Source organism: Geodermatophilus sp. FMUSA9-8 (assembly GCF_037034165.1).
Classification (GTDB): Bacteria; Actinomycetota; Actinomycetes; order Mycobacteriales; family Geodermatophilaceae; genus Geodermatophilus; species Geodermatophilus nigrescens.
The window spans coordinates 159,854-185,391 of record NZ_JBAGKE010000010.1; the positions used below are offsets into that span (position 1 = coordinate 159,854).

22 protein-coding genes are annotated in these 25,538 nt (G+C 77.3%); 16 read left to right on the forward strand and 6 right to left on the reverse strand.

The window, feature by feature from the left end; translation table 11 throughout:
* Positions 1–100 precede the first annotated feature (100 nt).
* From efeU to WA616_RS19785, 5 genes are all read left to right on the forward strand, one after another.
* A complete protein-coding gene (gene efeU, locus WA616_RS19765; protein ID WP_336032563.1) occupies positions 101–1,003 on the forward strand; it encodes an iron uptake transporter permease EfeU in 903 nt (300 codons plus the stop codon).
* Positions 990–2,144, forward strand: coding sequence for an iron uptake system protein EfeO (gene efeO / locus WA616_RS19770; RefSeq protein ID WP_336032564.1), 1,155 nt, complete (start codon positions 990–992; stop codon positions 2,142–2,144). The genes efeU and efeO overlap by 14 nt, the downstream gene beginning before the upstream one ends.
* A gap of 81 nt (positions 2,145–2,225) precedes the next feature.
* Positions 2,226–3,536 (forward strand): iron uptake transporter deferrochelatase/peroxidase subunit, encoded by a 1,311-nt coding sequence (gene efeB, locus WA616_RS19775; protein ID WP_336032565.1) that lies wholly within the window; start codon positions 2,226–2,228, stop codon positions 3,534–3,536.
* A gap of 208 nt (positions 3,537–3,744) precedes the next feature.
* On the forward strand, positions 3,745–5,469 hold the full coding sequence (locus WA616_RS19780; protein ID WP_336032567.1) for a serine/threonine-protein kinase: 1,725 nt from the start codon (positions 3,745–3,747) through the stop codon (positions 5,467–5,469).
* 15 nt (positions 5,470–5,484) lie between these two features.
* Positions 5,485–7,026, forward strand: a complete 1,542-nt coding sequence (locus WA616_RS19785) for a serine/threonine-protein kinase (RefSeq protein WP_336032568.1) — start codon at positions 5,485–5,487, stop codon at positions 7,024–7,026.
* A 33-nt stretch (positions 7,027–7,059) separates the two neighbouring features.
* Here the strand turns inward: WA616_RS19785 and WA616_RS19790 are convergent, their stop codons facing one another.
* On the reverse strand, positions 7,060–7,929 hold the full coding sequence (locus tag WA616_RS19790) for a hypothetical protein (protein WP_336032570.1): 870 nt from the start codon (positions 7,927–7,929) through the stop codon (positions 7,060–7,062).
* 152 nt (positions 7,930–8,081) lie between these two features.
* Here WA616_RS19790 and WA616_RS19795 point away from each other — a divergent pair, with 152 nt between their 5' ends.
* The gene (locus WA616_RS19795; RefSeq protein WP_336032572.1) at positions 8,082–9,365 is read left to right on the forward strand and encodes a competence/damage-inducible protein A; all 1,284 of its coding nucleotides are present in this window, start codon (positions 8,082–8,084) and stop codon (positions 9,363–9,365) included.
* A 16-nt stretch (positions 9,366–9,381) separates the two neighbouring features.
* Positions 9,382–9,777: an SRPBCC family protein gene (locus tag WA616_RS19800; protein WP_336032573.1), complete on the forward strand. Its 396-nt coding sequence runs from the start codon at positions 9,382–9,384 to the stop codon at positions 9,775–9,777.
* A 171-nt stretch (positions 9,778–9,948) separates the two neighbouring features.
* On the opposite strand, the gene WA616_RS19805 is transcribed toward WA616_RS19800, so the two are convergent.
* Complete coding sequence (locus WA616_RS19805) at positions 9,949–10,119, reverse strand: hypothetical protein (protein WP_336032574.1); 171 nt, start codon at positions 10,117–10,119, stop codon at positions 9,949–9,951.
* A 141-nt stretch (positions 10,120–10,260) separates the two neighbouring features.
* On the opposite strand from WA616_RS19805, the gene WA616_RS19810 reads away from it, so the two are divergent.
* From WA616_RS19810 to WA616_RS19825, 4 genes are all read left to right on the forward strand, one after another.
* Positions 10,261–11,889: an acyl-CoA dehydrogenase family protein gene (locus WA616_RS19810; RefSeq protein WP_336032575.1), complete on the forward strand. Its 1,629-nt coding sequence runs from the start codon at positions 10,261–10,263 to the stop codon at positions 11,887–11,889.
* A gap of 153 nt (positions 11,890–12,042) precedes the next feature.
* Positions 12,043–14,115 (forward strand): putative bifunctional diguanylate cyclase/phosphodiesterase, encoded by a 2,073-nt coding sequence (locus WA616_RS19815; RefSeq protein WP_336032576.1) that lies wholly within the window; start codon positions 12,043–12,045, stop codon positions 14,113–14,115.
* 187 nt (positions 14,116–14,302) lie between these two features.
* Complete coding sequence (locus WA616_RS19820; protein ID WP_245794778.1) at positions 14,303–15,004, forward strand: NYN domain-containing protein; 702 nt, start codon at positions 14,303–14,305, stop codon at positions 15,002–15,004.
* Between the two features lie 49 nt (positions 15,005–15,053).
* Positions 15,054–15,290 (forward strand): hypothetical protein, encoded by a 237-nt coding sequence (locus WA616_RS19825; protein WP_073422130.1) that lies wholly within the window; start codon positions 15,054–15,056, stop codon positions 15,288–15,290.
* A gap of 17 nt (positions 15,291–15,307) precedes the next feature.
* On the opposite strand, the gene WA616_RS19830 is transcribed toward WA616_RS19825, so the two are convergent.
* A complete protein-coding gene (locus WA616_RS19830; RefSeq protein ID WP_245794780.1) occupies positions 15,308–15,832 on the reverse strand; it encodes an ATP-binding protein in 525 nt (174 codons plus the stop codon).
* Positions 15,833–15,931: 99 nt separating this feature from the next.
* Between WA616_RS19830 and WA616_RS19835 the strand changes: the two genes are divergently transcribed.
* The gene (locus WA616_RS19835) at positions 15,932–16,663 is read left to right on the forward strand and encodes a GAF and ANTAR domain-containing protein (RefSeq protein ID WP_073422131.1); all 732 of its coding nucleotides are present in this window, start codon (positions 15,932–15,934) and stop codon (positions 16,661–16,663) included.
* Here WA616_RS19835 and WA616_RS19840 read toward each other — a convergent pair.
* Positions 16,626–17,576: a nucleoside hydrolase gene (locus tag WA616_RS19840; RefSeq protein ID WP_336032579.1), complete on the reverse strand. Its 951-nt coding sequence runs from the start codon at positions 17,574–17,576 to the stop codon at positions 16,626–16,628. The two genes, WA616_RS19835 and WA616_RS19840, sit on opposite strands and share 38 nt — an antisense overlap.
* A 39-nt stretch (positions 17,577–17,615) precedes the next feature.
* On the opposite strand from WA616_RS19840, the gene WA616_RS19845 reads away from it, so the two are divergent.
* Entirely contained in the window at positions 17,616–18,491 is an 876-nt protein-coding gene (locus WA616_RS19845) for an ATP-grasp domain-containing protein (RefSeq protein WP_336032580.1), read from the forward strand.
* On the opposite strand, the gene WA616_RS19850 is transcribed toward WA616_RS19845, so the two are convergent.
* A complete protein-coding gene (locus tag WA616_RS19850; RefSeq protein WP_336032582.1) occupies positions 18,472–19,887 on the reverse strand; it encodes an APC family permease in 1,416 nt (471 codons plus the stop codon). The genes WA616_RS19845 and WA616_RS19850 overlap by 20 nt on opposite strands.
* A gap of 336 nt (positions 19,888–20,223) precedes the next feature.
* On the opposite strand from WA616_RS19850, the gene WA616_RS19855 reads away from it, so the two are divergent.
* The 3 genes from WA616_RS19855 to WA616_RS19865 all read left to right on the forward strand — a co-directional run bounded on the left by WA616_RS19855 (position 20,224) and on the right by WA616_RS19865 (position 25,035).
* Positions 20,224–21,078: a hypothetical protein gene (locus WA616_RS19855; protein ID WP_336032584.1), complete on the forward strand. Its 855-nt coding sequence runs from the start codon at positions 20,224–20,226 to the stop codon at positions 21,076–21,078.
* 981 nt (positions 21,079–22,059) lie between these two features.
* Complete coding sequence (locus WA616_RS19860; RefSeq protein ID WP_336032585.1) at positions 22,060–22,803, forward strand: trypsin-like serine protease; 744 nt, start codon at positions 22,060–22,062, stop codon at positions 22,801–22,803.
* 144 nt (positions 22,804–22,947) lie between these two features.
* Positions 22,948–25,035: a SpoIIE family protein phosphatase gene (locus tag WA616_RS19865; protein WP_336032587.1), complete on the forward strand. Its 2,088-nt coding sequence runs from the start codon at positions 22,948–22,950 to the stop codon at positions 25,033–25,035.
* Here the strand turns inward: WA616_RS19865 and WA616_RS19870 are convergent.
* Positions 25,032–25,454 (reverse strand): ATP-binding protein, encoded by a 423-nt coding sequence (locus WA616_RS19870; protein ID WP_336032589.1) that lies wholly within the window; start codon positions 25,452–25,454, stop codon positions 25,032–25,034. The two genes, WA616_RS19865 and WA616_RS19870, sit on opposite strands and share 4 nt — an antisense overlap.
* Between the last annotated feature and the right edge of the window lie 84 nt (positions 25,455–25,538).

Below are 25,538 nucleotides of genomic sequence, written 5' to 3' on the forward strand. Positions count from 1 at the left end.
CGCGCACCGAGGGGCTGGATCGGTCGTGCGCGATGAGTAAGGTGTGCCTGCCCTCAGTCCGGTGACGGGGGACACCCGATCCCCGACAGATGGGTCAGCCATGGGCCAGGCGTTCCTCGCCAGCTACCTCATCGGCCTCCGCGAGGGCCTCGAGGCCACGCTCGTCGTCAGCATCCTCGTCGCCTACCTGGTCAAGAGCGGGCGGCGCCGCCAGCTGGTCCCGCTGTGGGCCGGCGTGGCCGCGGCGCTCGCCCTGTCCGTGCTCTTCGGTGCCCTGCTCACCTACACGTCGACGACGCTGCTGGCCGACTACCGCTCCCGGGAGCTGTTCGAGGCGGTCACCTCGGTGCTGGCCGTGGCGCTGGTGACCTGGATGGTCTTCTGGATGCGCCGGACCGCCCGCCGGCTCAAGGGCGAGCTCACCGGCCAGCTCGAGCACGCGCTCGGCATGGGCACGCTCGCCGTCGCCGGCGTCGCCTTCCTGTCCGTCGTCCGCGAGGGCCTGGAGACGACGCTGCTGTTCTACGCGGCCGCCCAGGGCGCGACGACGTCGGCGACGCCGCTGCTGGCGATCAGCGCGGGCGTGCTCACCGCCGTCGTCATCGGCGTCGGTCTCTACGCCGGGGCGATCCGGATCAACCTGTCGCGGTTCTTCACCGTGAGCGGCGTCCTGCTGGTGTTCGTCGCGGCCGGGATCCTCAAGTACGGCGTCCACGACTTCCAGGAGGCGGGCGTCCTGCCGGGCCTCGACGTGCTCGCCTTCGACATCTCCGGCGTCCTCGACCCGGCCAGCTGGTACGGCGCGGCGATCGCCGGGATCTTCAACGTCACCGCGGCCCCCACGGTGCTCGAGACGGTCGCCTACCTCGCCTACCTCGTGCCGGTGCTCGTCGCCTTCCTCTGGCCGGCCCGCACGCCGGCCGGCCCCGCCCAGCCCTCCGGTGCCGCCCCGGCCCGGACCCCCTCCTCGCAGTCGGAGACCCCCTCGCATGTCCGTTCGTGACCGCCGCCTCCCCCTCCTGACCGCGGGCCTCCTGGCCGCGCTCACCACCGCCGCCTGCGGCGGCACCGACGCGGGCTCCGGCGGCGCGTCCGGCGGCGGGGAGGCCGCCGACACCGTGGCCGTCGCCGCCACCGACGACGCCTGCGACGTCGCCAGCAGCGAGCTCGCGGCCGGGACGCACAGCTTCGCGGTGACCAACTCCGGCAACCAGGTGACCGAGTTCTACGTCTATGCCGAGGGCGACCGGGTCATGGGCGAGGTGGAGAACATCGCCCCGGGGCTCACCCGCGAGCTGCTCGTCGAGCTGCCCGCCGGCGACTACGAGACCGCCTGCAAGCCCGGCATGGTCGGCGACGGCATCCGCGGCGACCTCACCGTCACCGGCGAGGCGCAGTCGCTGTCGGAGGACGAGACCCTCGCCCAGGCCAGCACCGACTACCAGCGCTACGTGCAGAGCCAGACCGGTGCGCTGCTCGAGCAGACCACCGCGTTCGTCGACGCCGTGAAGGCCGGCGACGTCGAGGGCGCCAAGGCGCTCTACCCGGTCGCGCGCACCTACTGGGAGCGCATCGAGCCGGTGGCCGAGGTCTTCGGCGACCTCGACCCGCTCATCGACGGCCGCGAGGGCGACCAGGCCGAGGGCGAGGACTTCACCGGCTACCACCGCATCGAGCAGGCCCTGTGGGTCGGCGGCACCACCGAGGGCATGACGCCCTACGCCGACCAGTTGCTCGCGAACGTGCAGCAGATCGTCGACCTGGCCAACGAGACGACGCTGGAGCCCCTGCAGCTGGCCAACGGCGCCAAGGCGCTCCTCGACGAGATCGCCACCGGCAAGATCACCGGCGAGGAGGACCGCTACTCGCACACCGACCTGTGGGACTTCGCCGCCAACCTCGAGGGGTCCGAGGCCGCCGTCCAGGCGCTGCGGCCCTTCCTCGAGGAGGCCGACCCCGACCTGGTCGCCGAGATCGACGAGCGGTTCGCCGCCACCGAGGCCGAGCTCGAGCAGTACCGCACCGAGGGCGGCTGGACGCTGCACGACCAGCTCACCCAGGACCAGCTGCAGGGGCTGTCGGACAGCATCACCGCGCTCTCGGAGTCGGTGAGCCAGGTGGCGGCGGTCGTCGCCGACCGGTGAGCCGGACGACAGCGGTCCCGGGAGTGGGCGGAGCCCCCGGGACGTTCGTCCCGAGGACCTGACCCCCAGCGCGAGAGAGCCATGACCGAGCCGAGCCCGACCGAGGCGGCCGCGGACCCGCGGCCGGCCGGACTGTCCCGTCGCCGACTCCTGGGCGCCCTCGGCGCCGGCACGGCGGGGGTGCTCGCCGCCGGTGCGGCCGGCGGCGTCATCGGCCGGGCCACCGCCGACGACGCCCCGGCGGCCGCGGGGCCCGCGCCCACCGACGCGGTGCCCTTCCACGGCGAGCACCAGGCGGGCATCGTCACGCCGGCGCAGGACCGGCTGCACTTCGTCGCGCTCGACGTCACCACCGACGACCGCGAGGAGCTCGCGCAGCTGCTGCGGGACTGGACCGCCGCCGCCCGCCGGATGACCGCCGGGCAGGACGCCGGCCCCGACGGCGCGGTCGGCGGCTCGGAGTGGGCGCCGCCCGACGACACCGGCGAGGCGATCGGCCTGCCGGCGTCGGGGCTCACCCTCACCGTCGGGTTCGGCCCGACGCTGTTCACCACCGCCGACGGGCGCGACCGCTTCGGCCTGGCCGCCCGCCGCCCGGCGCCGCTGGTCGAGCTGCCGGCGTTCCCCGGCGACCAGATCGACCCGGCCATCAGCGGCGGCGACCTGTGCATCCAGGCCTGCGCGAACGACCCGCAGGTGGCGGTGCACGCCGTGCGCAACCTGGTCCGGATCGGCGCGGGCGTGGTGAGCGTGCGCTGGTCGCAGCTCGGGTTCGGCCGGACGTCGTCGACCAGCACCGCGCAGGCCACCCCGCGCAACCTCTTCGGGTTCAAGGACGGCACCGACAACCTCAAGGCCGAGAACGGCAGCGCGCTCGACCGGTTCGTCTGGGTGGGCGACGGTGACGCCGACTGGCTGCGCGGCGGCTCCTACCTGGTGACCCGGCGCATCCGGATGCTCGTCGAGCCCTGGGACAGCTCCCCGCTGCGCGAGCAGGAGCTGACCATCGGCCGGGCCAAGGGCAGCGGCGCCCCGCTCGGGCAGCGCGCCGAGTTCGACCCCGTCGACTTCACGAAGCAGGTCGACGGCGAGTTCGCGGTCCCCGAGACCAGCCACGTCTTCCTCGCCCACCCGACCAACGCCGGGACGGCGATCCTGCGGCGCGGCTACAGCTTCGTCGACGGCACCGACGGCCTCGGCCGCCTCGACGCGGGCCTGTTCTTCATCGCGTTCCAGCGGGACCCGGAGACCGGCTTCGTGCAGGTGCAGCGCAACCTGCGGCTCGACGCGATGAACGAGTACGTCCGGCACACCTCCTCGGCCGTCTTCGCCTGCCCGCCGGGCGTGCGCGACGACGCCGACTGGTGGGGGCGCGCCCTCCTCGAGGGCTGACCCGCACCCCGCCGTCCACCGGCGCGTCGCCCGCGCGTCGTCCCCGTGTCGGCGGGTCGATGCGGAGACGTGACCGGTGGGACTCCCCGGACGGGTGGGACTGCTGGGAAGATGTGTGGCTCCGGACGGCGCGGGCACCTCGACGGGGGGTGCGGCGTCCCGGGGGGACGGCGCCGGCCCGACGACCGGCAGGGATGGGAGAGCTCCCGTGGTGGAACCGGGTCGCCGGATGCTCGGTGACCGCTACGAGCTCGCCCAGCTCATCGCCGCCGGCGGCATGGGCCAGGTCTGGCGCGCCTCCGACCTGCTGCTGCACCGCGAGGTCGCCGTCAAGGTGCTGCGCAGCGAGTACACCGGTGACCCGACGTTCCTCGCCCGCTTCCGCGCCGAGGCCCAGCACGCCGCGGCGCTGAGCCACCCGAACATCGCCGCCGTCTACGACTACGGCGAGACCACCGCGGGCGACACCGGCGAGACCCTGGCCTACCTGGTCATGGAGCTGGTCGAGGGGCAGCCGCTGTCGGCGCTGCTGCGGCAGGAGGGCCCGCTCGATCCCCCCACCACGCTGTCGGTGCTCTCCCAGACCGCGGCCGCGCTGGCCGAGGCCCACCGCGCCGGGCTGGTGCACCGCGACGTCAAGCCCGGCAACATCCTCGTCCGGCCCGACGGCAGCGTGAAGATCACCGACTTCGGCATCGCCTGGTCGGCCGGCAGCGTGCCGCTCACCCGCACCGGCCAGGTCATCGGCACGCCGCAGTACCTCTCGCCCGAGCAGGCCGAGGGGCACCACGCCACCCCCGCGAGCGACGTCTACGCGCTCGGCCTGGTCGGCTACGAGTGCCTCGCCGGGCACCCCGCCTTCGACGGCGACAACGCCGTCACCATCGCGCTCAAGCAGCTGCGCTCGGACCCCGAGCCGCTGCCGGACACGCTGCCGGTCGACGTCCGCACGCTGATCCGGCGGGCGCTGGCGAAGGACCCGTCGCTGCGGATGCCCGACGGCGCGGCGTTCGTCGAGGCCGTCGAGGACGCCCGCGCGGGCCGGCTGCCCGCCTTCGAGCCGCCGGTCCCCGCCGGGCCGTCCACCGTCGCCGCGGGCTGGGCTGTCGCCCCGGCCGACCCCGGCGTCCCCACCCAGGCGGTCGCCGGTCCCCCCGCGGGCGCCGTTCCCGCCGCCGGCCTCCCCGCCGGTGCCCTGCCCCGCCGCAGCCCGCCGCCGGCGCCGCGCCGGCGGGTGGCCGCGGTGCTCGTGCCGCTGCTCGCGCTGCTGCTCGGCGCCGGGGCGGCGGCCGCGGTGGTCACCGCGCTGACCGATCCCGGCCCGCCGCCCGTCGTCGTCGCCCAGACCGGCGACGAGCAGGAGGGCGTGGTCGTCGAGGCCGGGGACTACGTCGGGCGGCCCATCGAGGACGTCGCCACGCAGCTGTCCGCGCTCGGCCTGTCCGTGGAGCGCCGCGAGCAGGTCACCGGCCGCACCGTGCCGGGCCTGGTCCTGGCCGTCTCGCCCAGCGGCGTCACGCTCGAGCCCGGCGACGACGTCGTCGTCACCTACGCCGTCGCGCCCTCCGGGGGCGGGTCCCGCCCGTCCGACGGCGGGGACGACGACGGCGGCATCTCGCCGGTCACCGGCGCCGGGCCGTCGGCCCCGGCGGTGGAGACCACGACGCCGCCGCCCGGCAGCGCCGGCGGCAGCCCCGCGCCCGGGACGCCCACGGACGGGCAGCCCACGGACGGGCAGCCGACGGGCGAGGAGCCGGCGGAGGAGGTGCCGACGGGGACGACCGAGCCGTCGGACACCGCCACCCCGACGACCACGAGCCCGGTCACGACCACGCCGGGCAGCGGCGGGTCGCCGACCACCACGACCGGGGGACCCGCGTCGTCCACCGCGAGCGGGTCCTCGGCCGCTGCGGGAGGATCCGGCCAGACCTGAGACCAGGGGGGACCCGTGACCGGGAGCGTGGTCAGGCGCGTCGTCGGGGGCCGCTACGAGCTGCTGGGCCTGATCGCCACCGGCGGCATGGGCCAGGTCTGGCACGGCCGCGACACCCTGCTCGACCGGCCGGTCGCGGTGAAGCTGCTGCGCGGTGAGTACAGCGGCGACGCCACCATCCGCAGCCGCTTCCGCACCGAGGCCCGGCTGGCGGGCCGGCTCGCGCACCGCAACATCGCCGCGCTGTTCGACTATGGCGAGGAGGTGTCCGACGCCGGCGAGGTCTGCGCCCACCTGGTGATGGAGCTGGTCGACGGCGAGTCGCTGTCGTCGCTGCTGACCCGCGAGGGGCGGCTGCCGGCCGGGCGGGTGCTCGACCTGGTGGGCCAGACCGCCGCGGGCCTCGGCGCCGCGCACGCCGCCGGGGTGGTGCACCGCGACGTCAAGCCCGGCAACCTGCTCGTCGGCCGCGACGGCGTCGTGCGGATCACCGACTTCGGCGTCGCCTGGTCGGCCGGCAGCGCGCCGCTCACCGGCACCGGCCAGGTGGTCGGCACCGCGCACTACCTGGCGCCCGAGCAGGCCGCCGGCGGCAAGGCGGGACCGGCCAGCGACGTCTATGCGCTGGGCATGGTGGCCTGGGAGTGCCTGGCCGGGCACCGCGCCTTCGAGGGCGACAACCCGGTGCAGATCGCGCTCCGGCAGCTGCGCGAGGACCCGGCGCCGCTGCCCGCCGACGTGCCCGCGCCGGTGCGCGACCTGGTGGCGCGGATGCTGGCCAAGGACCCCGCCGGGCGGCCCGCCGACGGCGCGGAGCTGGCCGCGGTGGTGGAGGCCGTGCGCGCCGGGCGTCCGCTGCCGCCGGCCCCGCCGCCCGGGACGGCGCCGCTGCCCCTGCCGCTGGGCGCCGTCGCGCCGGCGCCCCCGCCTCCTCCGCCCCGCCGCCGGGCGGTGCGCGCGCTCGCGGTGGCCGGCACGCTCGCCGCGGGCGCCGTCCTCGGGATCGGCGCCCTGCAGCTGACCGCCCCGGGCGCCGGCACGCCCCCGGCCGCGGTCGCGGACGCCGCGCCGGCCGGGGTCGACGTCCGCCGCGACGCCCTGGCCGGCCGGCCCGCCGACGAGGTCGAGGACGAGCTGGTCGCCGCCGGGCTGCGGGTCACCCGGGTGACGCAGGACGACGCCGCGACGGCGGCCGGCACCGTGCTGGCGGTGACGCCGGTCGGCGCGCTCGCGGCGGGCGACCTGGTGACCCTCACCGTGGCGGTCGCGCCGCCCGTGCCGTCGTCGGCCCCCGCCCCGGTGCCCGCTCCCGCGCCGTCGCCGGTGACGGTGACCGTCCCGGTGCCGGTGGAGGTACCCGCCCCCGGCTGGGAGGCCCCGCCGGTCGCGGAGCAGCCGCAGCCGCCGGCGGAGGTCCCCCCGGCCCCCGAGGGGCCGGGCGACGGCCCCGGGAACGGTCAGGGCAACGGCAACGGCAACGGCAACGGCAGCGGCAGCGGCAACGGCAACGCGGGCGGGAACGGCGGCGGCAACGGCAACGGCCGCGGCCGGGGGTGACCCGGCCGCGGCCGCGAGGAGCGGATCAGGCGCTCAGCGCGCCCGGCGGTGCGGCGCCAGCCAGACCCCGACGGCGAGGGCCCCGAGCGCGGCGGTGAGCAGGAAGCCGCGGTCGGAGTCGACGCGGGGCAGGGCGATGAGCACCCAGAACACCGCCAGCCCGGCGAGGCCGCCGAGCGCCAGCCTGTCGGCGACGGCGGGGGAGAGCCGGCCGCCGGGGAGCAGGCTCGCGGCCAGGCCGACGACGCCGACCAGCGCGGCGAGCGTCGCGAAGCCCGACCACAGCGGCAGGTCGGCCCACAGCACCTGACCGCCCAGGCGCAGCGCCAGGCCGAGCTCGAGCAGGACGAGGCCGAGCAGGCCGAGCCCGGCGGTGACCAGGACGGCGCGGTCGCGCGGGGTGCGCGGCGCCCTGGGGGCCTTCAGCTGCTGCTGGACGGGCGCGGGGGCCGGGGCCGCCGCCGGCGGGGGCGGGGGCGGCGGCGTGCCGAAGAAGGAGTCCAGCGGCCCGGTGGGCAGCGGGCCGTCGGCGGCCGGGGCCGGGGTCACCGGCGGGACGACGGCGGTCGGCGCGTCGCCGGCCAGGGGCTGGGCCACCGGCTGCGGCGCGGTGGTCGGGTAGGCCGGCGGCGGCAGCGGCATCGAGGACGGCATCGAGGACGGCATCGAGGACGGCATCGAGGACGGCATCGAGGACGGCATCGAGGACGGCATCGAGGGCGGCACGGGGGCCGCGTGTGCCGGGGCGCCGGCGTGGGCGGGGACGTGGGCGGCGGCGGGGGCGGCGTGGGCCGGTGCGGCGTCGGGAGCGCCCGCGGCGGTGGCGCCGTGCGGGGCGTCGGCCTCCGTCGGTACGGCGATCTCCTGCGTGCGCGGGCCGGCCGGCGGCGTCGAGGCGGTCACGGTCGTTCCTTCCTGCGGGGGGCGGGCGGTCGGCGGCGGACCGGGTCGGGCCCTCCCCGCACGCTAACCGCGGCGGCGGGCGGGACCGCGCAGGTGCGGCGGCGGGTCCGGCCGTCGCGCCCCGGGTCCGCGTCACACCTAGGGTCGGGCGGGTGGGCACGCGCGCGGGCATCGTCGTCACCGGCACCGAGGTCCTCACCGGCCGCGTCGCCGACCGCAACGGGCCGTGGCTCGCCGAGCAGCTGCGGCAGGCGGGCGTCGACGTCGGCGCCGTCCTGGTGGTCGGCGACCGGCCCGACGACATGCGCGGCGCGCTCTCCTACCTCGCCTCGGCCGGGGTCGACCTGGTGGTCACCTCCGGCGGGCTCGGGCCCACCGCCGACGACCTGACCGCCGCCGTCGTCGGCGAGGTGCAGGGCCGCCCGCTCGACGTCGACCCCGAGCTCGAGCAGCGGGTGGGCGCGATCGTGGAGAAGCTGATGAGCCGCCGGGGCTGGCGCGCGGACCCCGGGGCGACGGCGGCCGGCGTCCGCAAGCAGGCGCTGGTGCCGGCCGGCGCCACGGTGCTCGAGCCGGTGGGCACCGCGCCCGGCCTGGTCGTCCCGCCGGCCGACGGCCGCGGCGGTCCCGTCGTCGTCGTGCTGCCCGGGCCGCCGTCGGAGCTGCAGGGCATGTGGCCCGCGGCACTGGACGCCGCGCCGGTGCGCGCGGCCCTGGCCGGGGCCACCGAGCTGCGGCAGGAGACCGTGCGGCTGTGGGGCACGCTCGAGGCGCAACTGGCGGCCACCCTGCGCGAGCACGACGACGAGCTGGCCGGCCTGGAGATCACCACCTGCCTGCGCGACGGCGAACTGGAGATCGTGACCCGGTACGCGCCCGCGGCCCAGCCCGCCTACGACCGGCTGGCCGCGGTGCTCGCCGAGGAGTACGCGGCGACGCTGTTCTCGACGGGGCCGACGCTCGACGAGCTGGTCGCCGACGCGCTCCGGTCCCAGGGGCTGACGATCGCCACCGCCGAGTCGTGCACCGGCGGGCTGCTGGTGGCGCGGCTGATCGAGCGGGCCGGCTCGTCGGCGTGGGTGCTCGGCGGGATCACCTCGTACGCGAACTCGGCGAAGGAGCACCTGGTCGGGGTGCCGGCCGGGATGCTGGCGGAGTTCGGCGCGGTGAGCCCGCAGGTGGCGCTGGCCCTGGCCGAGGGGGCCCGCGACCGGTTCGGTGCCGACGTCGGCGTCGGCATCACCGGCATCGCGGGACCGGGCGGCGGGTCGCCGGACAAGCCGGTGGGCACGGTGCACCTGTGCGCGGTCGGCCCGTCGGGGCAGCAGGCGCGCTCGGTGCGGCTGCCCGGCTCCCGGACGGCGGTGCGCGAGCGGTCGGTGGTGCTCGCCCTGCACCTGCTGCGGCAGCTGCTGCTCGGCGGCCCGCCCGCCTGACGTCCGGGAGGACCACGTGACCACGCTGACCCTGCACGCGAGCGGGCCGGTCGCCCCGGCCGAGGCCTGGGAGCGCTACGCGGAGCCGGCCCGCTGGCCCACGTGGGCGCCGCAGATCCTCGGCGTCCAGGTGCCGGAGCCGCGGCTGCGGGCCGGGCTCGAGGGGCGGGTGCGCGGGCCGCTCGGGCTCACGCTGCCGTTCGTCGTCGAGGCGGTGGACGAGGCGGCGCGGCGGTGGGCGTGGACGGTGTCGGCCGGGCCGGTGCGGCTGCACCTGCTGCACTGGGTGTCCGACGGTCCCGACGGCGGCAGCACCACCGGCCTGCGGGTCACCGGCCCGGCGCCCGTGGTGGTCGGCTACGCGCCGCTGGCCCAGCTGGCGATCGGCCGCCTGGTCCGCCCGCTGTCCTGACCCCGCCACCCCGCCCCCGCGCGTCCCCGGCCGCGCCCCCTGACCGCCCCCTGACCGCGCTGGGTGCACACGGCGCGGTGCGGCGGCCCTCCGGGCCGCGGTCCGTGCACACGGCGCGAGCCCGATCGGGGCAGGTCCGGCGCGCTCGACCCGCTCGTCACCGCGCCTGGATCAGTCGCCGTCCGCGTCGCCGGAGCCGCCGTCGAGCCACGGCAGCGGGTCGCCTCGCCAGTCGGCAGGTGGGGGCACCGGCTCGGACCGCACCTCGACCTGCTCCTCCAGCGGCACCCGGACGCCGGCGTACAGCTCGGCCTCGGGGAGGCGGTACCTGTCGTCCGGCACGGGCCCAGCGTGCCAGCAGGAGCACCCCGGGGGAAGCGCCGCCGTCCACCGTCGCCTGACGACGTCCGACCCGTTCCCCTGCCGTTCCACGTGGAACGGCCCTGTGTGAGCGGGGCGACACCGGGACGTACGGTGCCCGCCGTGGGCGCCACGCACGAGGTCACCAACCAGGTCCCGCCGCTCGCCGGGTACGACCCGGTCGCCGGGGACGCGGCCCTCGCCGAGGCCTGCGTCCGGCACGCCGACGAGGCGACCCTGGCCTCCCTCGCGGACCTCGGGCGGCTGGCCGGCAGCGAGCAGGCGCGCGAGTGGGGGCGGCTGGCCGACGAGAACCGCCCCGTCCTGCGCACCCACGACCGCTACGGGCACCGGGTCGACGAGGTCGAGTTCCACCCCGCCTGGCACGAGCTGATGCGGACGGCGTTCGCGCACGGGCTGGCCGGCGCGCCGTGGGCGGCGGCCGACGCCGGGAACCGGCACGCCCACGTCCGCCGCGCCGTCGGCTACCTCGCCTGGACGCAGGTCGAGGCCGGCCACGGCTGCCCGGTGACGATGACCTACGCCGCCGTCCCCGCGCTGCGGGCCGCCCCGGAGCTCGCCGCCCGCTACGGGCCCGGCCTCACCGGCACCGGCTACGCCTTCGGCCTCACCGACCCCGCCGCCAAGCCCGGCCTGGTCGCCGGCATGGGCATGACGGAGAAGCAGGGCGGCTCCGACGTCCGCAGCAACACCACCCGCGCGGTCGCGACGGGCGACGGCACCTACGCGCTCACCGGGCACAAGTGGTTCACCAGCGCCCCGATGAGCGACCTGTTCCTCGTCCTGGCCCAGCTCGACGAGGGCGTGTCCTGCTTCCTCGTGCCGCGGGTGCTGCCCGACGGCAGCCGCAACGTGTTCCGCCTGCAGCGCCTCAAGGACAAGCTCGGCGACCGCGCCAACGCCTCCAGCGAGGTCGAGTTCGACGGCACCACCGGCTGGCTGGTCGGCGACCCCGGTCGCGGCGTCCCGACGATCCTCGAGATGGTCAACGCGACCCGGCTCGACTGCGTCATCGGCTCGGCGGCCACCGTCCGCGCCGCGCTCACCCAGGCCCTGCACCACGCCCGCCACCGCCGCGCCTTCGGCGCCCTGCTCGCCGACCAGCCGCTCATGCAGAACGTGCTCGCCGACCTCGCCGTCGAGAGCGAGGCCGCCACCGCGCTGGCCGTCCGGCTGGCCGCGGCCGTCGACGGCGGGGAGACGGCGTTCCTCCGGCTGGCGGGCGCGGCGGCGAAGTTCCTCGTCTGCAAGCGCACCCCCGCCGTCGTCGGCGAGGCGATGGAGGTCCTCGGCGGCAACGGCTACGTCGAGGAGTCCGGTCTCCCGCGGCTCTACCGCCAGGCGCCGCTCAACAGCATCTGGGAGGGCTCGGGCAACGTCATCGCCCTCGACGTCCTCCGTGCGCTGGGCCGCTCGGGCGAGGCCCTGGCCGCCGTCACCGCCGAGCTCGAGCTCGCCCGCGGCGCGGACCCCCGCTACGACGACGCGGTCGAGCGGCTGGGCGCCGAGCTGGGCGACCCCGGCGCGCTGCCCCTGCGGGCGCGCCGCATCGCGGGCCTGCTGGCCCTGTCCCTGCAGGGGTCGCTGCTGCTGCGCCACGGCCCGGCGGAGGTCGCGGACGCGTTCTGCGCCAGCCGGCTGGGCGGCGACTGGGGCAGCGTGCTCGGGACGCTGCCCCGCGACACGCCCGTGGGCGCGCTCGTCGAACGTTCAACGATCGCCCCTGTCTGAGGAGGCATCGCTCCACTACCCTCGGGTACGCGTCGCGCACGGACCGACTTCCCATCCCGTCCCGGTCCGTACCCGGGACACGCCCCAGGGGCAGGACCGGAGTGCGGCGGGGGGAGAAAGATCAGCGTGCACCAATCCGACCACGCAGGCGCGGTGGCACCGCCGGACCTGCTGGCCAGCGTCCCCGACGCGGTCTGCCACCTCGACCGCGAGTGGCGCTTCACCTGGGTGAACACCGCGCTGGAGGAGCTCCTCGCCCGCCCCGCGCACGCCCTGCTCGGCCGGACGGCGCTCGCCTGCGTGCCCGACCTGCGCGGCTCGGAGTTCGAGGACCAGCTGCGCGGGCTGATGACCGATGGCCGCCCCCGCGTCTTCGAGTACCTCCACCGCCCCCGGGACCGCTGGTTCGAGGTGCGCGCCTCCGCCGACGCCACCGGCCTCGTCGCCTTCATCCGCGACGTCGACTCCCGGCACCGCGAGCAGGCCGCCCAGGCGCACGCCCTCCGGCAGACCGCCGCCGTCCTGGACGCGCTGCCCTCCCCCACCGTGCTGCTCGACGGCGGCGGCCGGATCCGCAGCGTCAACCGCGGCTGGTCGGCCAACGACGACCTGGTCCGCGCCGCCGGCTGGCAGGTGGCCGGCACCGGCGACGACTACCTGGCGCAGATCGCCCAGGGGCTGCCCCCGTCCGACCTCGCCCGCATCGCCGAGGGGCTCACCGAGCTGCGGGCCGCGCCGCCCGGCTCCTACGACCGCGTCTTCGCCTGCGACTACGCCCAGCAGCTGGCCGACGGCGACTCCTGGTGGCGCCTGCAGGCCGCGCGGGTCGACGACTCCGGCCAGCTCGTGGTCACGCACACCGACATCAGCGAGCGCGTCCGCGACCAGCACCGGCTGGCCTGGCAGGCCTCGCACGACGACCTCACCGGCCTGCCCAACCGCGCCCGGCTGCTCGAGCTCATCGAGCAGGCCCTCGCCGACGACGACGACCGCACCGCGCTGCTGTTCCTCGACCTCGACGGCTTCAAGACCGTCAACGACTCCCTCGGCCACGAGGTCGGTGACGAGCTGCTGCGCCGGGTGGGCGCCCGCCTCGCCGGTCAGGTACGCCCCGGCGACGCCGTCGGCCGGCTCGGCGGCGACCAGTTCGTCGTCCTCGCCCGCTCCTGCGACACCCCCGAGGCCGCCTCGCTGGCCTTCCGGCTGCAGCGCTCCTTCGCCCGCCCGTTCACCGCCGCCGGGCTGACCGTGCCGGTGTCGGCGAGCATCGGCGTCGCCGTCGCCCCGCCGGGCCTGCGGCACGCCCACCAGCTGCTCAGCGACGCCGACGCCGCGGGCTACGCCGCGAAGGCCGCCGGCCGCGACCGCGTGCACCTGTTCTCCCCGGGCCTGCGCGACGCCGCCCGGTGGCGGATGGACGTCGCCAACCGGCTGCGCGACGGCGCCCAGGACCAGTTCGTCGTCCACTACCAGCCGGTCGTGCGCCTCGACACCGGCGAGGTGGAGGGCGTGGAGGCGCTGCTGCGCTGGCAGCACCCCGAGCGCGGCCTGCTCGGCCCTGACGCGTTCCTCTCCGTCGCCGAGGAGACCGGCCAGCTCATCCCCATCACCCGCTGGCTGCTGCACGAGACCACCCGGCAGGCCGCGGAGTGGGCCGAGCAGGGCCTGGCGCTGCGCATGGCGGTCAACATCAGCGCCCGCCACTTCTCCGCGGAGACCCTGGTGCGCGACGTCCGCGCGGCCCTGCGCGACTCCGGCCTCGCCCCCGAGCAGCTGATGCTCGAGCTGACCGAGACCTGCGTCGCCGAGGACCCCACCCGAGCCGAGGACCAGCTCGCCGTCCTGCAGGGCTTCGGCGTCCGGGTCGCCATCGACGACTTCGGCACCGGCTGGTCCTCCCTCGCCCAGCTCATGGCGCTGCCCATCGGCACGCTCAAGATCGACCGTTCGCTTATCACCGCGGCCGAGCGGCTGGCCGCCGGCGGCACCGGCGCGGTGCTCGGCGCGATCGTCGAGCTGGCGCACACCCTCGGCATCCGCTCGGTGGCCGAGGGCGTGGAGACCGCCGACCACCTGCGGATGGTGCGCGAGGCCGGCTGCGACTCCGCCCAGGGCTACCTGCTCGCCCGCCCGATGGCCGCCCGCGACGTCGAGCGGTGGGCGAACCGGGTGTCCGACGGCGGCGGCGACTCCTGCGCGCTGGCCCTCGCCGGCCGCCTGGGCTGAGGCCGCGGGGGAGCGGGCACGCGTGACGGGACCGGTGCGCCGCCGGGCGGTCCGCCGGGCGACCTCCCCGGCCGGCCCGCCCGCGCCCCCCGCCGAGCCGACGCCCGCCGAGCCCGCCCTCGCCGGGCCCGCTCCCGCTCCGGGGGCGTCCGCGCCGGTCACCGGGCCGACCGGGCAGACTGCCCCCGTGACGGTGACGAGCGGGCCCGACGGCGCGACCACGGGGACGGCGACGCTCCCCGACGAGACGCAGGGCCGCGGCCGGCCGGCGCTGGACCTGCTCATCTGGGACGCGCCGAACATCGACATGACCCTGTCCACGGTCATCGGCGCCCGCCCGACCGCCGCGTCCCGCCCGCGCTTCGACGCGATCGCCGCGTGGTTCGTCGACGGCGCGGGGGACCCGGCCGCCGCGGACGCGCCCGAGGTCGAGGCCTGCGTGTTCGCCAACATCCCGCCCGTCGTCGGCTCGCTGCAGCGCTGGGTGGAGGCGCTGCGCGGCTTCGGCTACGCGGTGTTCGCCCGCCCCAAGCAGCAGCCCGACGACGACATCGACCAGGCGATGCTCGACCACATCGAGGTGCGCACGCACAGCCACCGGCTGCGCCGCCTCGTCGTCTTCTCCGGCGACGGCCGCAACTTCGCCGAGCCGCTCGAGGAGCTCGCGCGGGCCGGCACGCAGGTCGTCGTCGTCGCCTTCAGCGAGGTCGCGGGCTACGCGATCGGCTCCGACCTGCTCGAGTTCATCGACATCGAGGACGTGCCCGGGGCGTTCACCGCGCCGCTGGACCGCGTCCGGCTCGACGCGCTCCCGGCGGACGGCGCCTGGCTGCGCCCGACCCGCAGCCTGCGCGACTTCGTCTCCGGGTGGACCGCCCGCAACGGCTGACACGCCGGTCGGCGGTGTCCGCGGGCGCCTCCCGGGGAAGGGAGGCGCCATGGCGGTCTGCGAGGTCTGCGGCAACGACTACGCGATGAGCTTCGAGGTGGTGGCGCAGGGCGTCACGCACACCTTCGACAGCTTCGAGTGCGCGATCCACCGCATGGCCCCGATCTGCGAGCACTGCGGGGTCAAGGTGGTCGGCCACGGCGTCGTCGTCGAGGGGCAGTTCTACTGCTGCGCGCACTGCGCGCGCGCCGAGCACGAGGGCGCCGCGGTGGCCGACTCCGCCTGAGCCCGCCGGCGGCCGGGTCAGTCGCGCGGGAACTCGGGCGTGCGCGGCTCGGGCACGCGGTCGCCGATGCCCTCGAGCGGGGCGAGCCCCGAGGGCAGCCGGGACCAGACGTGCTTGCGGCCGGGCCGGCGCTCCCAGCCGTAGGCCACCGACAGCTGGGCCACCAGGTGCAGCCCCATGCCGCCCAGGGACGGGTCGCGGTCGACGGCGGGCACCGGCGGCCGGTCGGGCGCCTCGTCGCTGAGGTCGAGCAGCCACCCGGCGGGGCTGGCCACCACGAGCGCGCGGACGTCGCCGCCGCCGTGCCGCAGCGCGTTGGACGCCAGCTCCTCGAAGACCAGCAGCAGCCCGTCGCGGGCGTCCTCGGTGGAGGACGTGCTCACCGACGGGTGGGCGATGCGCGCCCGCAGGTCGGCCCGGACGCGGGAGACGACGTGCATGGCCTCCAGCTGCCAGTGCCAGACGTCGCCGGCCACGGAGGGCACGGGTGTGAGCGGCCACGCCTCCTGGCCCATCGTCCACCCTCCGTCGCTCCGCAGCACCGGCGCCCATCCTCGCCGAAACCCCGTCGTCCCGCAGCGGAGGGTCCGCCGTGGGTCGCCGGACGCCCCGAACGGGGGGTCCCAGGGCAGGATGGGCGCGTGGAGGACCTGTGGAGGGCGCTGAGCCGGCTGCGGCTGGCCGACCGCGAGCTGTCCGACGTCCTGGGGGAGGTGACGCGCCTGGCGACCGAGCACGTGCCCGGCGCCGAGTCGACGTCGATCACGCTGGTCCGCGGCGACGTGCCCACCACCGCCGCCCACGACGGCGACATGGCGCTGGCGGCCGACGAGCTCCAGTACGCCCGCGGGTACGGGCCCTGCCTGGACGCCGGCCGCGGCGGGGTGCAGCTGCGGGTCGACGACATGCGGACCGAGACCCGCTGGCCCGACTACACCGCACGCGTCCTCGCCGTCGGCGTGCGCAGCTCGCTGTCGACGCCGCTGCCCTACCAGGGCACCACGATCGGCGCGCTGAACATCTACTCGACGAGGCCCGGCGCCCTCGCCTCCGACACCTCGGCGGAGGCGGCCCGCGAGGTGGCCGAGGCGGTGGCGGTCGCCGTCGCCAACGCCGACGCGCACGCCCTGCTGGGCGAGCACGCCCGCAACATGGAGCTGGCGATGCAGTCGCGGGCGGTGATCGAGCAGGCCAAGGGCGTGCTCATGGCGCAGCGCCGGGTCGACGCCGACGCCGCCTTCGACCTGCTGCGCGACGCCTCGCAGCGCTACAACCGCAAGCTGCGCGACATCGCCGCCGGGATCGTCGCCTCCGTGGCGCAGCCGGCCGGGGGCGTCAGCCCCGACGGGCGGCCAGGTCGCTCAGGCGGCTGACCAGGAACTCGACGGCGGCCGGGCTGTCGACGGTCTCGGCGACGTCGACCGCGGTGGGGGAGTCCGACACGGTGCGGCGGTCGACCAGCGTCTGGCCGCGTCCGGCGCCGCGGGTGGTGTCGACGACGACGTCGCGCCGCACGGTGCCCAGGGTGCCCGGCGCGATCGCCTCGGTGAGCGCCAGCGCGTCGTGCACCACCACGCCGGTGGTGCCGTAGGAGCTGCGCGCGTGGTCGAGGTACTGCTGCAGGATCGCCGCCGCCGTCGCGCCGACGGGGCCCGCGGCGGCGAAGCGGGCGATGCCGTCCTCGTCGAGCACGGTGGGCAGCGTGACGTCGAGCCCGACCAGCACCGTGGGCACCGTGGAGCCGAGCACCCGGGCCGCGGCCTCCGGGTCGGCCCACACGTTGAACTCCGCCGCCGCGGTCACGTTGCCGCCGCGGCCTGCCGAGCCGCCCATGAGCACCAGCCGGCCGATGCGGGCGGCGGCCTCCGGGTAGGTGGCCAGCAGCAGCGCGACGTTCGTCCACGGGCCGATGGCGGCCACGGTCACCGGGGTCTCGGACGCCAGCAGCAGCTCGGCCAGGGCGACCACCGCGGGCCGCGGGTCGACGGCGGCCGGCGAGGGCGGCAGGTCGACCCCGCCGAGCCCGGTCCGCCCGTGCACGTGCCCGGCCCGCTCGGGCTGCGCGTAGACCAGCGACTCGGCGGCACCGGCGGCCACCGGGACGTCGGAGCGGCCGGCCAGGTGCAGCACGCGCAGCGCGTTCTCGGTGGTCTGCGCGAGGTCCACGTTGCCGTGCGTGGTGGTGACCAGCCGCAGGTCGACCTCGGGGCTGGCGAGGGCCAGCAGGATGGCGAGGGCGTCGTCGATGCCCGGGTCGGTGTCGATCACGAGGGGGGTGGCAGCCACCGGCCCATCCCAGCAGACCCGGTACGGCAGGATCGCGCCGTGCCCGACGTCCTGCTCGCCAGCTGTGCCGAGGCCGCCGGGAGGGACGAGGACGAGCCGCTGCTCGTCGCCGCCCTGGCCGCCGAGGGCCTCACCGCCTCCGCCGCCGACTGGGCCGACCCGACGGTCGACTGGTCCGCCGCGACCGCCGTCGTCGTCCGGTCCACCTGGGACTACGCGCCCCGGCGCGACGAGTTCCTGACCTGGGCGCGGCGCGTGGAGGAGGGCACCCGGCTGGCCAACCCGGCCGCGGTGCTGGCCTGGAACACCGACAAGCGGTACCTGCGCGAGCTGGCCGGCGCCGGGGTGCCCGTCGTCCCCACGGCCTGGGCGGAGGGGCCCGGCGACGTCGACGGCGCGCTGTCCCGCTGGCCCGGCGACGTCGTGGTCAAGCCGGTGGTCTCCGCCGGCGCCCGCGACACCGTGCGCTTCCCCCCGGAGCGGCGGGCCGGCGCCCGCGAGCTGGCCGAGGGGATCCTCGCGAGCGGCCGGGCGGTGATGGTGCAGCCCTACCTCGCGCGGCTCGACGCCGAGGGCGAGACGGGGCTGGTGTACGTCGGCGGCACGTACAGCCACGCGTTCGGCAAGGGCGCGCTGCTGGCCGGTGAGGCGCTGGGCCCGGGCCTGTTCGCCGAGGAGACCATCACCGCCCGCACCGCCGGGCCGGAGCAGCGCGCGCTCGGCGACCGGGTGCTGGCGTGGGTGCGCGAGCGGACGGGGGAGACCCCGCTCTACGCGCGCGTCGACCTGGTCCCCGGCGACGACGGCGCGCCGCAGGTGATCGAGGTCGAGCTGACCGAGCCGAGCCTGTTCCTCACGACAGACGACGGCGCGGCCGCCCGGTTCGCCGCGGCGATCAGGAGCCGGATCGGCTGACCCCCGCGCCCGGCGATCCCGCGTCCTCCCGGGCGGCCGCCCGGCGCCGCGGCAGCGCCGTTCCCAGGTACAGCAGCAGCCCGACGGCGACCAGCACCCCGGCGAACGCCCAGGTGCGCGCCTCCTGCTGCCAGAGCAGCACCAGGCAGGACGCGACGCCGAGCACCGGCACCACCGCCGGCACCCGGAAGTGCGGCACGTCCACCCGGTCGCGGCGGAGCACCAGCACCGCGGTGTTCGTGCTGATGAAGACGAACAGCAGCAGGAGCACCACGGTGTTGGCCAGCGTGGCGAGGTCGCCGAGCAGGCTCAGCCCCATCGCCACCGCGGTGGTGACGGCGATGGCCACCCACGGCGTGCGCCGGCGGGGCAGCACCCGGCCGAGGGCGGCGGGCAGCAGCCGCTGCTCGGCCATCCCGAACGCCATCCGGCTGGCCATGATCATGGTGAGCAGCGCGCCGTTGGCGACGGCGACCAGCGCGACCACGCTGAACAGCTGGTCGGGGATCCCGGCGTCGGCGGCGCGCACCACCTCCAACAGCGGCCCGGTGGAGTCGGCGAGCCGCTCGGGCGGCAGCACGACCGCCGCGGCCAGGCCGACCAGCACGTAGACGGCGCCGGCGGTGAGCAGCGCGCCGAACAGCGCCCGCGGGTAGACCCGGCGGACGTCGCGGACCTCCTCGGCCACGTTCGCCGACGTCTCGAACCCGACGAACGAGTAGTAGGCCAGCAGCGCCGCGGCCAGCACCGCCGTCCCCGCCGACACCCCGGGCGGGAACTCCAGCGCCCGCGCCGGCTCGCCGTCGCCGCGGAACAGCACCACCGCGCCGAGGACGACGACGAGCACCAGGCCCGACGTCTCGACCAGCGTCATCACGAGGTTGGCGCGCAGCGACTCCTGGATGCCGCGGGCGTTGAGCAGCGCCACGGCCAGCAGGAACACGATCGCGGCCGGCGCGGCGGGCACGTCGAGGAAGACGCCGAGGTAGTCGCCGGCGAAGGCCAGCGCCAGCCCGGCGGCGCTGGTGACCCCGGCGGCGAGCATGCAGAAGCCGACGAGGAACGCCACGACGGGGGAGCGGAACGCCCGCTCGGCGAACACCGCGGAGCCGCCGGCCCGCGGGTACTTGGTGACCAGCTCGGCGTAGGAGGCCGCCGTCAGCAGGGCGAGCAGCAGCGCCACCAGCAGCGGCACCCAGATCGCGCCGCCCACCTCCCCGGCCACCTCGCCGACCAGCGCGTAGACGCCGGCGCCGAGGACGTCGCCGAGGATGAACAGGTAGAGCAGCTTCCCGGTGACGGCGCGGCGCAGCTTGGTGTCCGGCGCGCCGTCGCCCGGGGAGTCCTGCGCGCCGACCGCCGTCCGGGAGGCGCCCGTGGCGCCGGAGTCCGTCACCGCACGATCGTCGGCACCCCTCCGGGCACCGGCAACCCGGCGGCACGGACGGGCGACGCCGGGTGCCGGGCCCGACACGCCGGGCGCGGCGGGACGTGTCGCGGGGTGACCGGAGGCCCCCCGGGGCCCTCCCACGCTCAGGGGCGGTCGACGGGTCGACAAGTGCTCGCCGTCAGCACACGGTCACCAACCCGCAGGTCAGAGCGTCACAACGGTTGCGTCACGGGGGCTGCGGGACGTGTCCGGAACGGCCGTCCGCGGGGGTGCCGGTCCCTACCTTTCTCCTCGTCCGCGGCACCTTCCCCGGCCGCGGACACAGACCCCCAGGAGGACGGCATGGCGATCGACCGGGCACCCGCCCCGGCGTCGGCGACCCTGCCCGACGACCTGGTCCCCGCCGGCTGGGTCGAGCTGCTCGAGCGGGCCGAGGCCCTGCCGCACCGCCGCCGCCCGGCGCGCGCCGCCACCGTGCGCACCAGCGGCACCCGTGTCTCCGGCAGCCGTGTCTCCGGCACCCGTGTCGCCGGCGCCGCCCCGGGCCGCGCGCTGCGGCCGCTGCCGGTGGCCCGCCCGGTGCCGGTGCCGCGCCCGCGGCCGGTCCCGCCGGCCACCGCCGCCGCGCCGGCCGCCCCGGTCCGCGCCCAGCAGCCCCCGGCCCCCGGCTCCCGGCTGCGCGCCCGGCTCCGCGCCGGCGTCCGCCGCCTCGCGATGTGGGGCGCCGGCCCCGGCGGGGCGCACGCCGCCTGGCCGACCCCGCCGGTCGCCGTCCCCCCGCCCGGCCCCGGCCTCGTCCGGCGCCTGGCGATGTGGGGTGCCGGCCCTGGCGGGGAGCACCTCGCCTGGGGTGCACCCCGTCCCGCCGCCCCCGTCCTGCGCCGGCCCGGCGCGGACGGCCCCGTGGTGCTCACCGAGATGCCGAGCACCCCCACGATCACGCCCGCGGTGTCTTCCCCCACCGCGGCGTCTCCTCCGGCCGGCACCGCCCGGCCGGTGCACCCGGTGCCGCGGCCCCGCCCGCCCGGCCCGGCGCTGGCCCCCGCAGGCTGGCCCGCCCGCCCGTCGGCCGCCCGGCCGACCGCGCGGGCACCCGACCCCCCACCGCCGGCCGACGGCGCGGTGCGCACCCGGGGCGACCCGGTGCCACCGCCGGCCCGGGGCTCGCCCCGGCCACCGCCACCCGCCCCCGGCTGACCCCCTGCGCGCCTCCTCCCGGAGACCGCGCGTCCGCTCTCCTCGTCGACGTGCTCGACGGGCCCGGCTCCCGCCCCGGAGCCGGACCGCCGGCCCGCTCCCGCGAGCAGTTCCTCCCTGGCCCCCGTGGCCGCCCCCTGACCCCTCCGCGGCACCCGCGCCGCCGGCAGACCCCACCGCACGACGATCCGGCCTCGACCCTCCCGCCGACTGCCCCGCCCGGGGACAGCGCGCGGACCCTCCCGGGAGGCGCGGACGCGACGCGGCGGGTGGTGCCCGGCGGCAGCGGGACCCCTGCCGCCGGCGAACCCCACCGCACGACGATCCGGCCTCGACCCTCCCGCCGACTGCCCCGCCCGGGGACAGCGCGCGGGCCCATCCGGGAGGCACGGACGCGACGCGGGACGGCGCGCCGGCAGCAGCCGCCGGCGGAGGCGGACCAGGACCTGCCGGTGCCCGGCACGGACGACCCGCCCCGTCGTCCCCCGGGTCTCTGACCGGCACGGCCTGGCAGGACGGCGCCCCGGAGACCGGCGCGGCCCCGCCGCCCGAGGAGCGCTCCCGGACCCGGCCCGCGGTCCCCGGCCCGGCGCCGCGACAGGAGACCGCAGGACGCCGGCCCGCGAGCCCGCGGCGCAGGGACACCAGCAGGGACACCAGCGGGGACACGACCTCGACGGGCGCTCCCGGAGCGCCGGACCGGCAGCCCGCCGGCCGGCCTCCCGGGGCGCCCGTCCGGCGTTCCGGACGGCCCCGGCCCGTTCGAGTTGCGTATCCCCTCCGTGCGCGGTTCGTTGCCCTCCGTGGGGTCGCTCACTCGGCGGCACCTGGCCCACCGAGGGGACGAGGGATGCACGCACGTACGAGGGCAGTGCTCGCCGGAGCCGCTGCCCTGCTCACCGCCGGCTGGTCGCGCCGGCACCCGCCGGCGCCGTCACCGGCGGCATCGAGGACCGGACGAACATCTACGACAACGTCGGCATGCTTGTCTTCTACGACGGCACGGGCGGGCGCTTCCGCTGCTCCGGGACGCTGGTGTCCGAGGACGTCGTCCTCACCGCCGCGCACTGCACCGCCGGCACGGTGGGCCGGACCCTGGTCACCTTCGACCCCGTCGTGGACGAGGCCGCGCCCGCCGACCTGCCGGTCGCCGACCCGGCGGTGGGGTACACCGGCTCCGAGGAGACCGACGCGGTCGACTGGGTCTCCGGCACCGCGTACACGCACCCGGACTACTCGGACTTCACCGACACGGACAACTGGAACGACGTCGGCGTGGTCGTGCTCGACGAGCCGGCGCCCGCGGGCGTGGAGCCCGCGCGGCTGGCCGCGCCGAACGAGCTGGAGCAGTACCGCCAGCCCGCGCTCAACCGGACGCTGTTCCGCGCCGTCGGCTACGGCACCGAGGTGCGCCGGCCCGACTCCGGCCCGCAGATGCCGACGCCGCAGAGCTACCCGATCCTGCGCCGCTACACCGACGTCGTCGGCCAGAAGCTGACCGCCCAGATCCTGCAGGTCAACGGCAACGAGCACGACAACCGCGGCGGCGGCGGCACCTGCTTCGGCGACTCCGGCGGCCCGAGCTTCGGGCCCTCGGGCAACGTCGTCACCGTCACCAGCTACGGCTACACCGCGAACTGCCGGTACATCGACGGCCTGCAGCGCGTGGACATCCCGGTCGTCCAGGACTGGCTGGCGACCTTCGGGGTCCAGCCGGCCGCCTGACCGCACCCCCCGGGGCCCCGGTCCGCGCTCGCGGGCCGGGGCCCCGCCGTGTCGTCCCCGGCACCCCGGTTGTCGCCCCCGCGCCGCGCATGGGAGAAAGGACGGCGTACCGCAGCTCCCCCCACTGATTGGACCCGCACCCCCGTGACCGTCCCCGAGCAGCGCCCGGGGCCGCCGGGGAAGGCGTCCCGGCCGCTGTCCCTGCTGCCCGACGACCCCGACGTCAGCCGGATCCGCTTCGAGCTGGCCATCGACGCCGCGGGCATCGGCAGCTTCGACTGGGACCTCGTCACCGGCCGGCTGTCCTGGGACGACCAGCTGCTGGCGATCTTCGGGTACCGGCCCGGGGGCTTCGACGAGTCGATCGACGCCTTCGCCGCGCGGCTGCACCCCGACGACCGCGAGCGCACGCTGCAGGCGCTGCAGGACGCCATCGACGACGTCGGCGTCTACGACGCGGAGTTCCGGGTGGTGCTGCCCAACGGGGAGACCCGCTGGGTGCAGGGCCGCGGCCGGGCGCTGGCCGACGACCGCGGCACGGCGGTGCGGCTGCTCGGCGCCGGCATCGACACCACCCGCCTCCGCGAGGGCGACGCCCGCGTCTCCCGGGTGCTCGAGACCATGCGGTCGGCGTTCTTCGCCCTCGACCGCGGGTGGCGGTTCACCTACGTCAACGCCGAGGCCGAGCGGGTGCTGCACCGCTCCCGTGAGGAGCTCCTCGGCGGCGTCATCTGGCAGCTGTTCCCGGCGGCCGTCGGCAGCGACTTCGAGGTCCACTACCGCGCGGCCATGGAGCGCGGCGAGGAGCGGGTCTTCGAGGCGTACTACCCGCCGCCGCTGGACTCCTGGTACGAGGTGCGCGCCTGGCCCGGGCCCGACGGCCTGTCGGTGTACTTCCTCGACGTCACCGAGCGCCGCGCCGCCGAGCAGCGCGCCCGGGACAGCGCGGCCCGGCTGGCCCTGGTCGCCGAGGTCAGCGCGCTCATGTCCGCGACGCTCGGCTCACCGGCGGGGGAGCGCACCGCGCTGCAGCGGGTGGCCGAGGCCGTCGTCCCGGTGCTCGGCGACTGGGCGATCCTCACCCTCGCCGACGGCGCCGACGGGCGGATGCACGACGTCGCGAGCTGGCACGCCGACCCCGCGCTGCGCCCGGTGACGGCCACCTACGCCGCGCTGCGGCTGGCGTCGATCGCCCCGGACGCCCCCGTGCTGCGCGCGCTGGGGTCGGGCCGGCTGCTCACCGTGGCCGACGTGCCGGCCGCGATCCGGCCGACGCTGCCCGAGGGCGAGGTGCTCGACGCCTTCGACGCGCTGGCCCCGCGGACCGCGGTCACCCTCCCGCTGGTGGCCCGCGGCCGCACCCTCGGCGCGCTGAGCGTCTACCGCGGCGCCGGCCGGCCCGCGGCCACCGCCGAGGACGTCGCCGCGGCCCGCGAGGTGGCCGACCGCGTCGCGCTGGCGCTGGACAACGCCCGGCTGTTCGACCAGCAGCGGCGCCTGGCCGAGGCGCTGCAGCGCAGCATGCTCACCGCGCCGCCGCAGCCCGACGACGCCGAGATCGTCGTCCGCTACCAGCCCGCGGTGCAGGTCGCCCAGGTCGGCGGCGACTGGTACGACGCGTTCCAGCAGCCCGACGGCGCCACCGTGCTCGTCATCGGCGACGTCGTCGGCCACGACACCGAGGCGGCCGCCGCGATGGGCCAGCTGCGCGGGATGCTGCGCGGCGTCGCCCACCGCGGCGACACCCCGCCCGACGCCGTCCTCGCCGAGCTCGACGCCGCCGTCGACGCGCTCGGCCTCGACACCATGGCCACCGCCGTCGTCGCCCGGGTCGAGCAGACCCCGGAGCAGCGGGCGGCCGGGACGACGACGCTGCGCTGGTCCAACGCCGGGCACCCCCCGCCGCTGCTGCTCACACCCGAGGGGGAGGTGCGCCGGCTCGGGGGCGACCGCGGCGAGCTCATGCTCGGCGTCGACCCCGCCGCCCGCCGCACCTCGCACGAGGTCGAGGTCCGCCGCGGCTCGACGCTGCTGCTCTACACCGACGGGCTGGTCGAGGGCCGCGACCTGCTGCTCGACGAGGGCATCGAGCGGCTGCGGGACGCGCTGACGGAGCTGGCCGGGCTGCCGCTGGAGCGGCTGTGCGACGCGCTGGTCCGCCGGCTGCGGCCCGAGGGACTGCAGGACGACGTCGCCCTCGTGGCCATCCGGCTGCACCCGCAACGGCCCTAGCGGGGCAGGACCGCCCAGACGGTCTTCGCGTCGCCGTCGACGTACCAGCCGTGCGCCGTGGACAACTCGGCGATCAGGTAGAGGCCCAGGCCGCCCTGCGCGGGGTCGCGGTCGACCGCGGGGGTCGGCGCGGTGCGCGTGTCGCCGTCGGTGACCGCCACGAGGAACGCGTCGCCGGTGCGGCGCACGGCGGCCTCCACCGACCCGCCGCCGTGCCGCAGGGCGTTGGACGCCATCTCGTCGAGGACGAGCAGCAGCCGGTCGCGCAGGTCCGCCGGGACGCCGACGGTGCGCGACCGCCGCAGCTCCGCGCGCACCCGGGGCAGCTCGGCGACGTCGGACAGCTGCCAGGAGACGCCGTCCCAGGCGGGGGGAGGGGGAGCCGACGGCCAGCCGGGGCCGGCCGGTCCGCGTCTCACCCGTGTGCTCCCCGTGGCTGTCGGGCGCCCGTGCCGGCGCCGTGGTCGAACACCTGCGTATGGCTCGCGCGGGGCCGGCTCAAA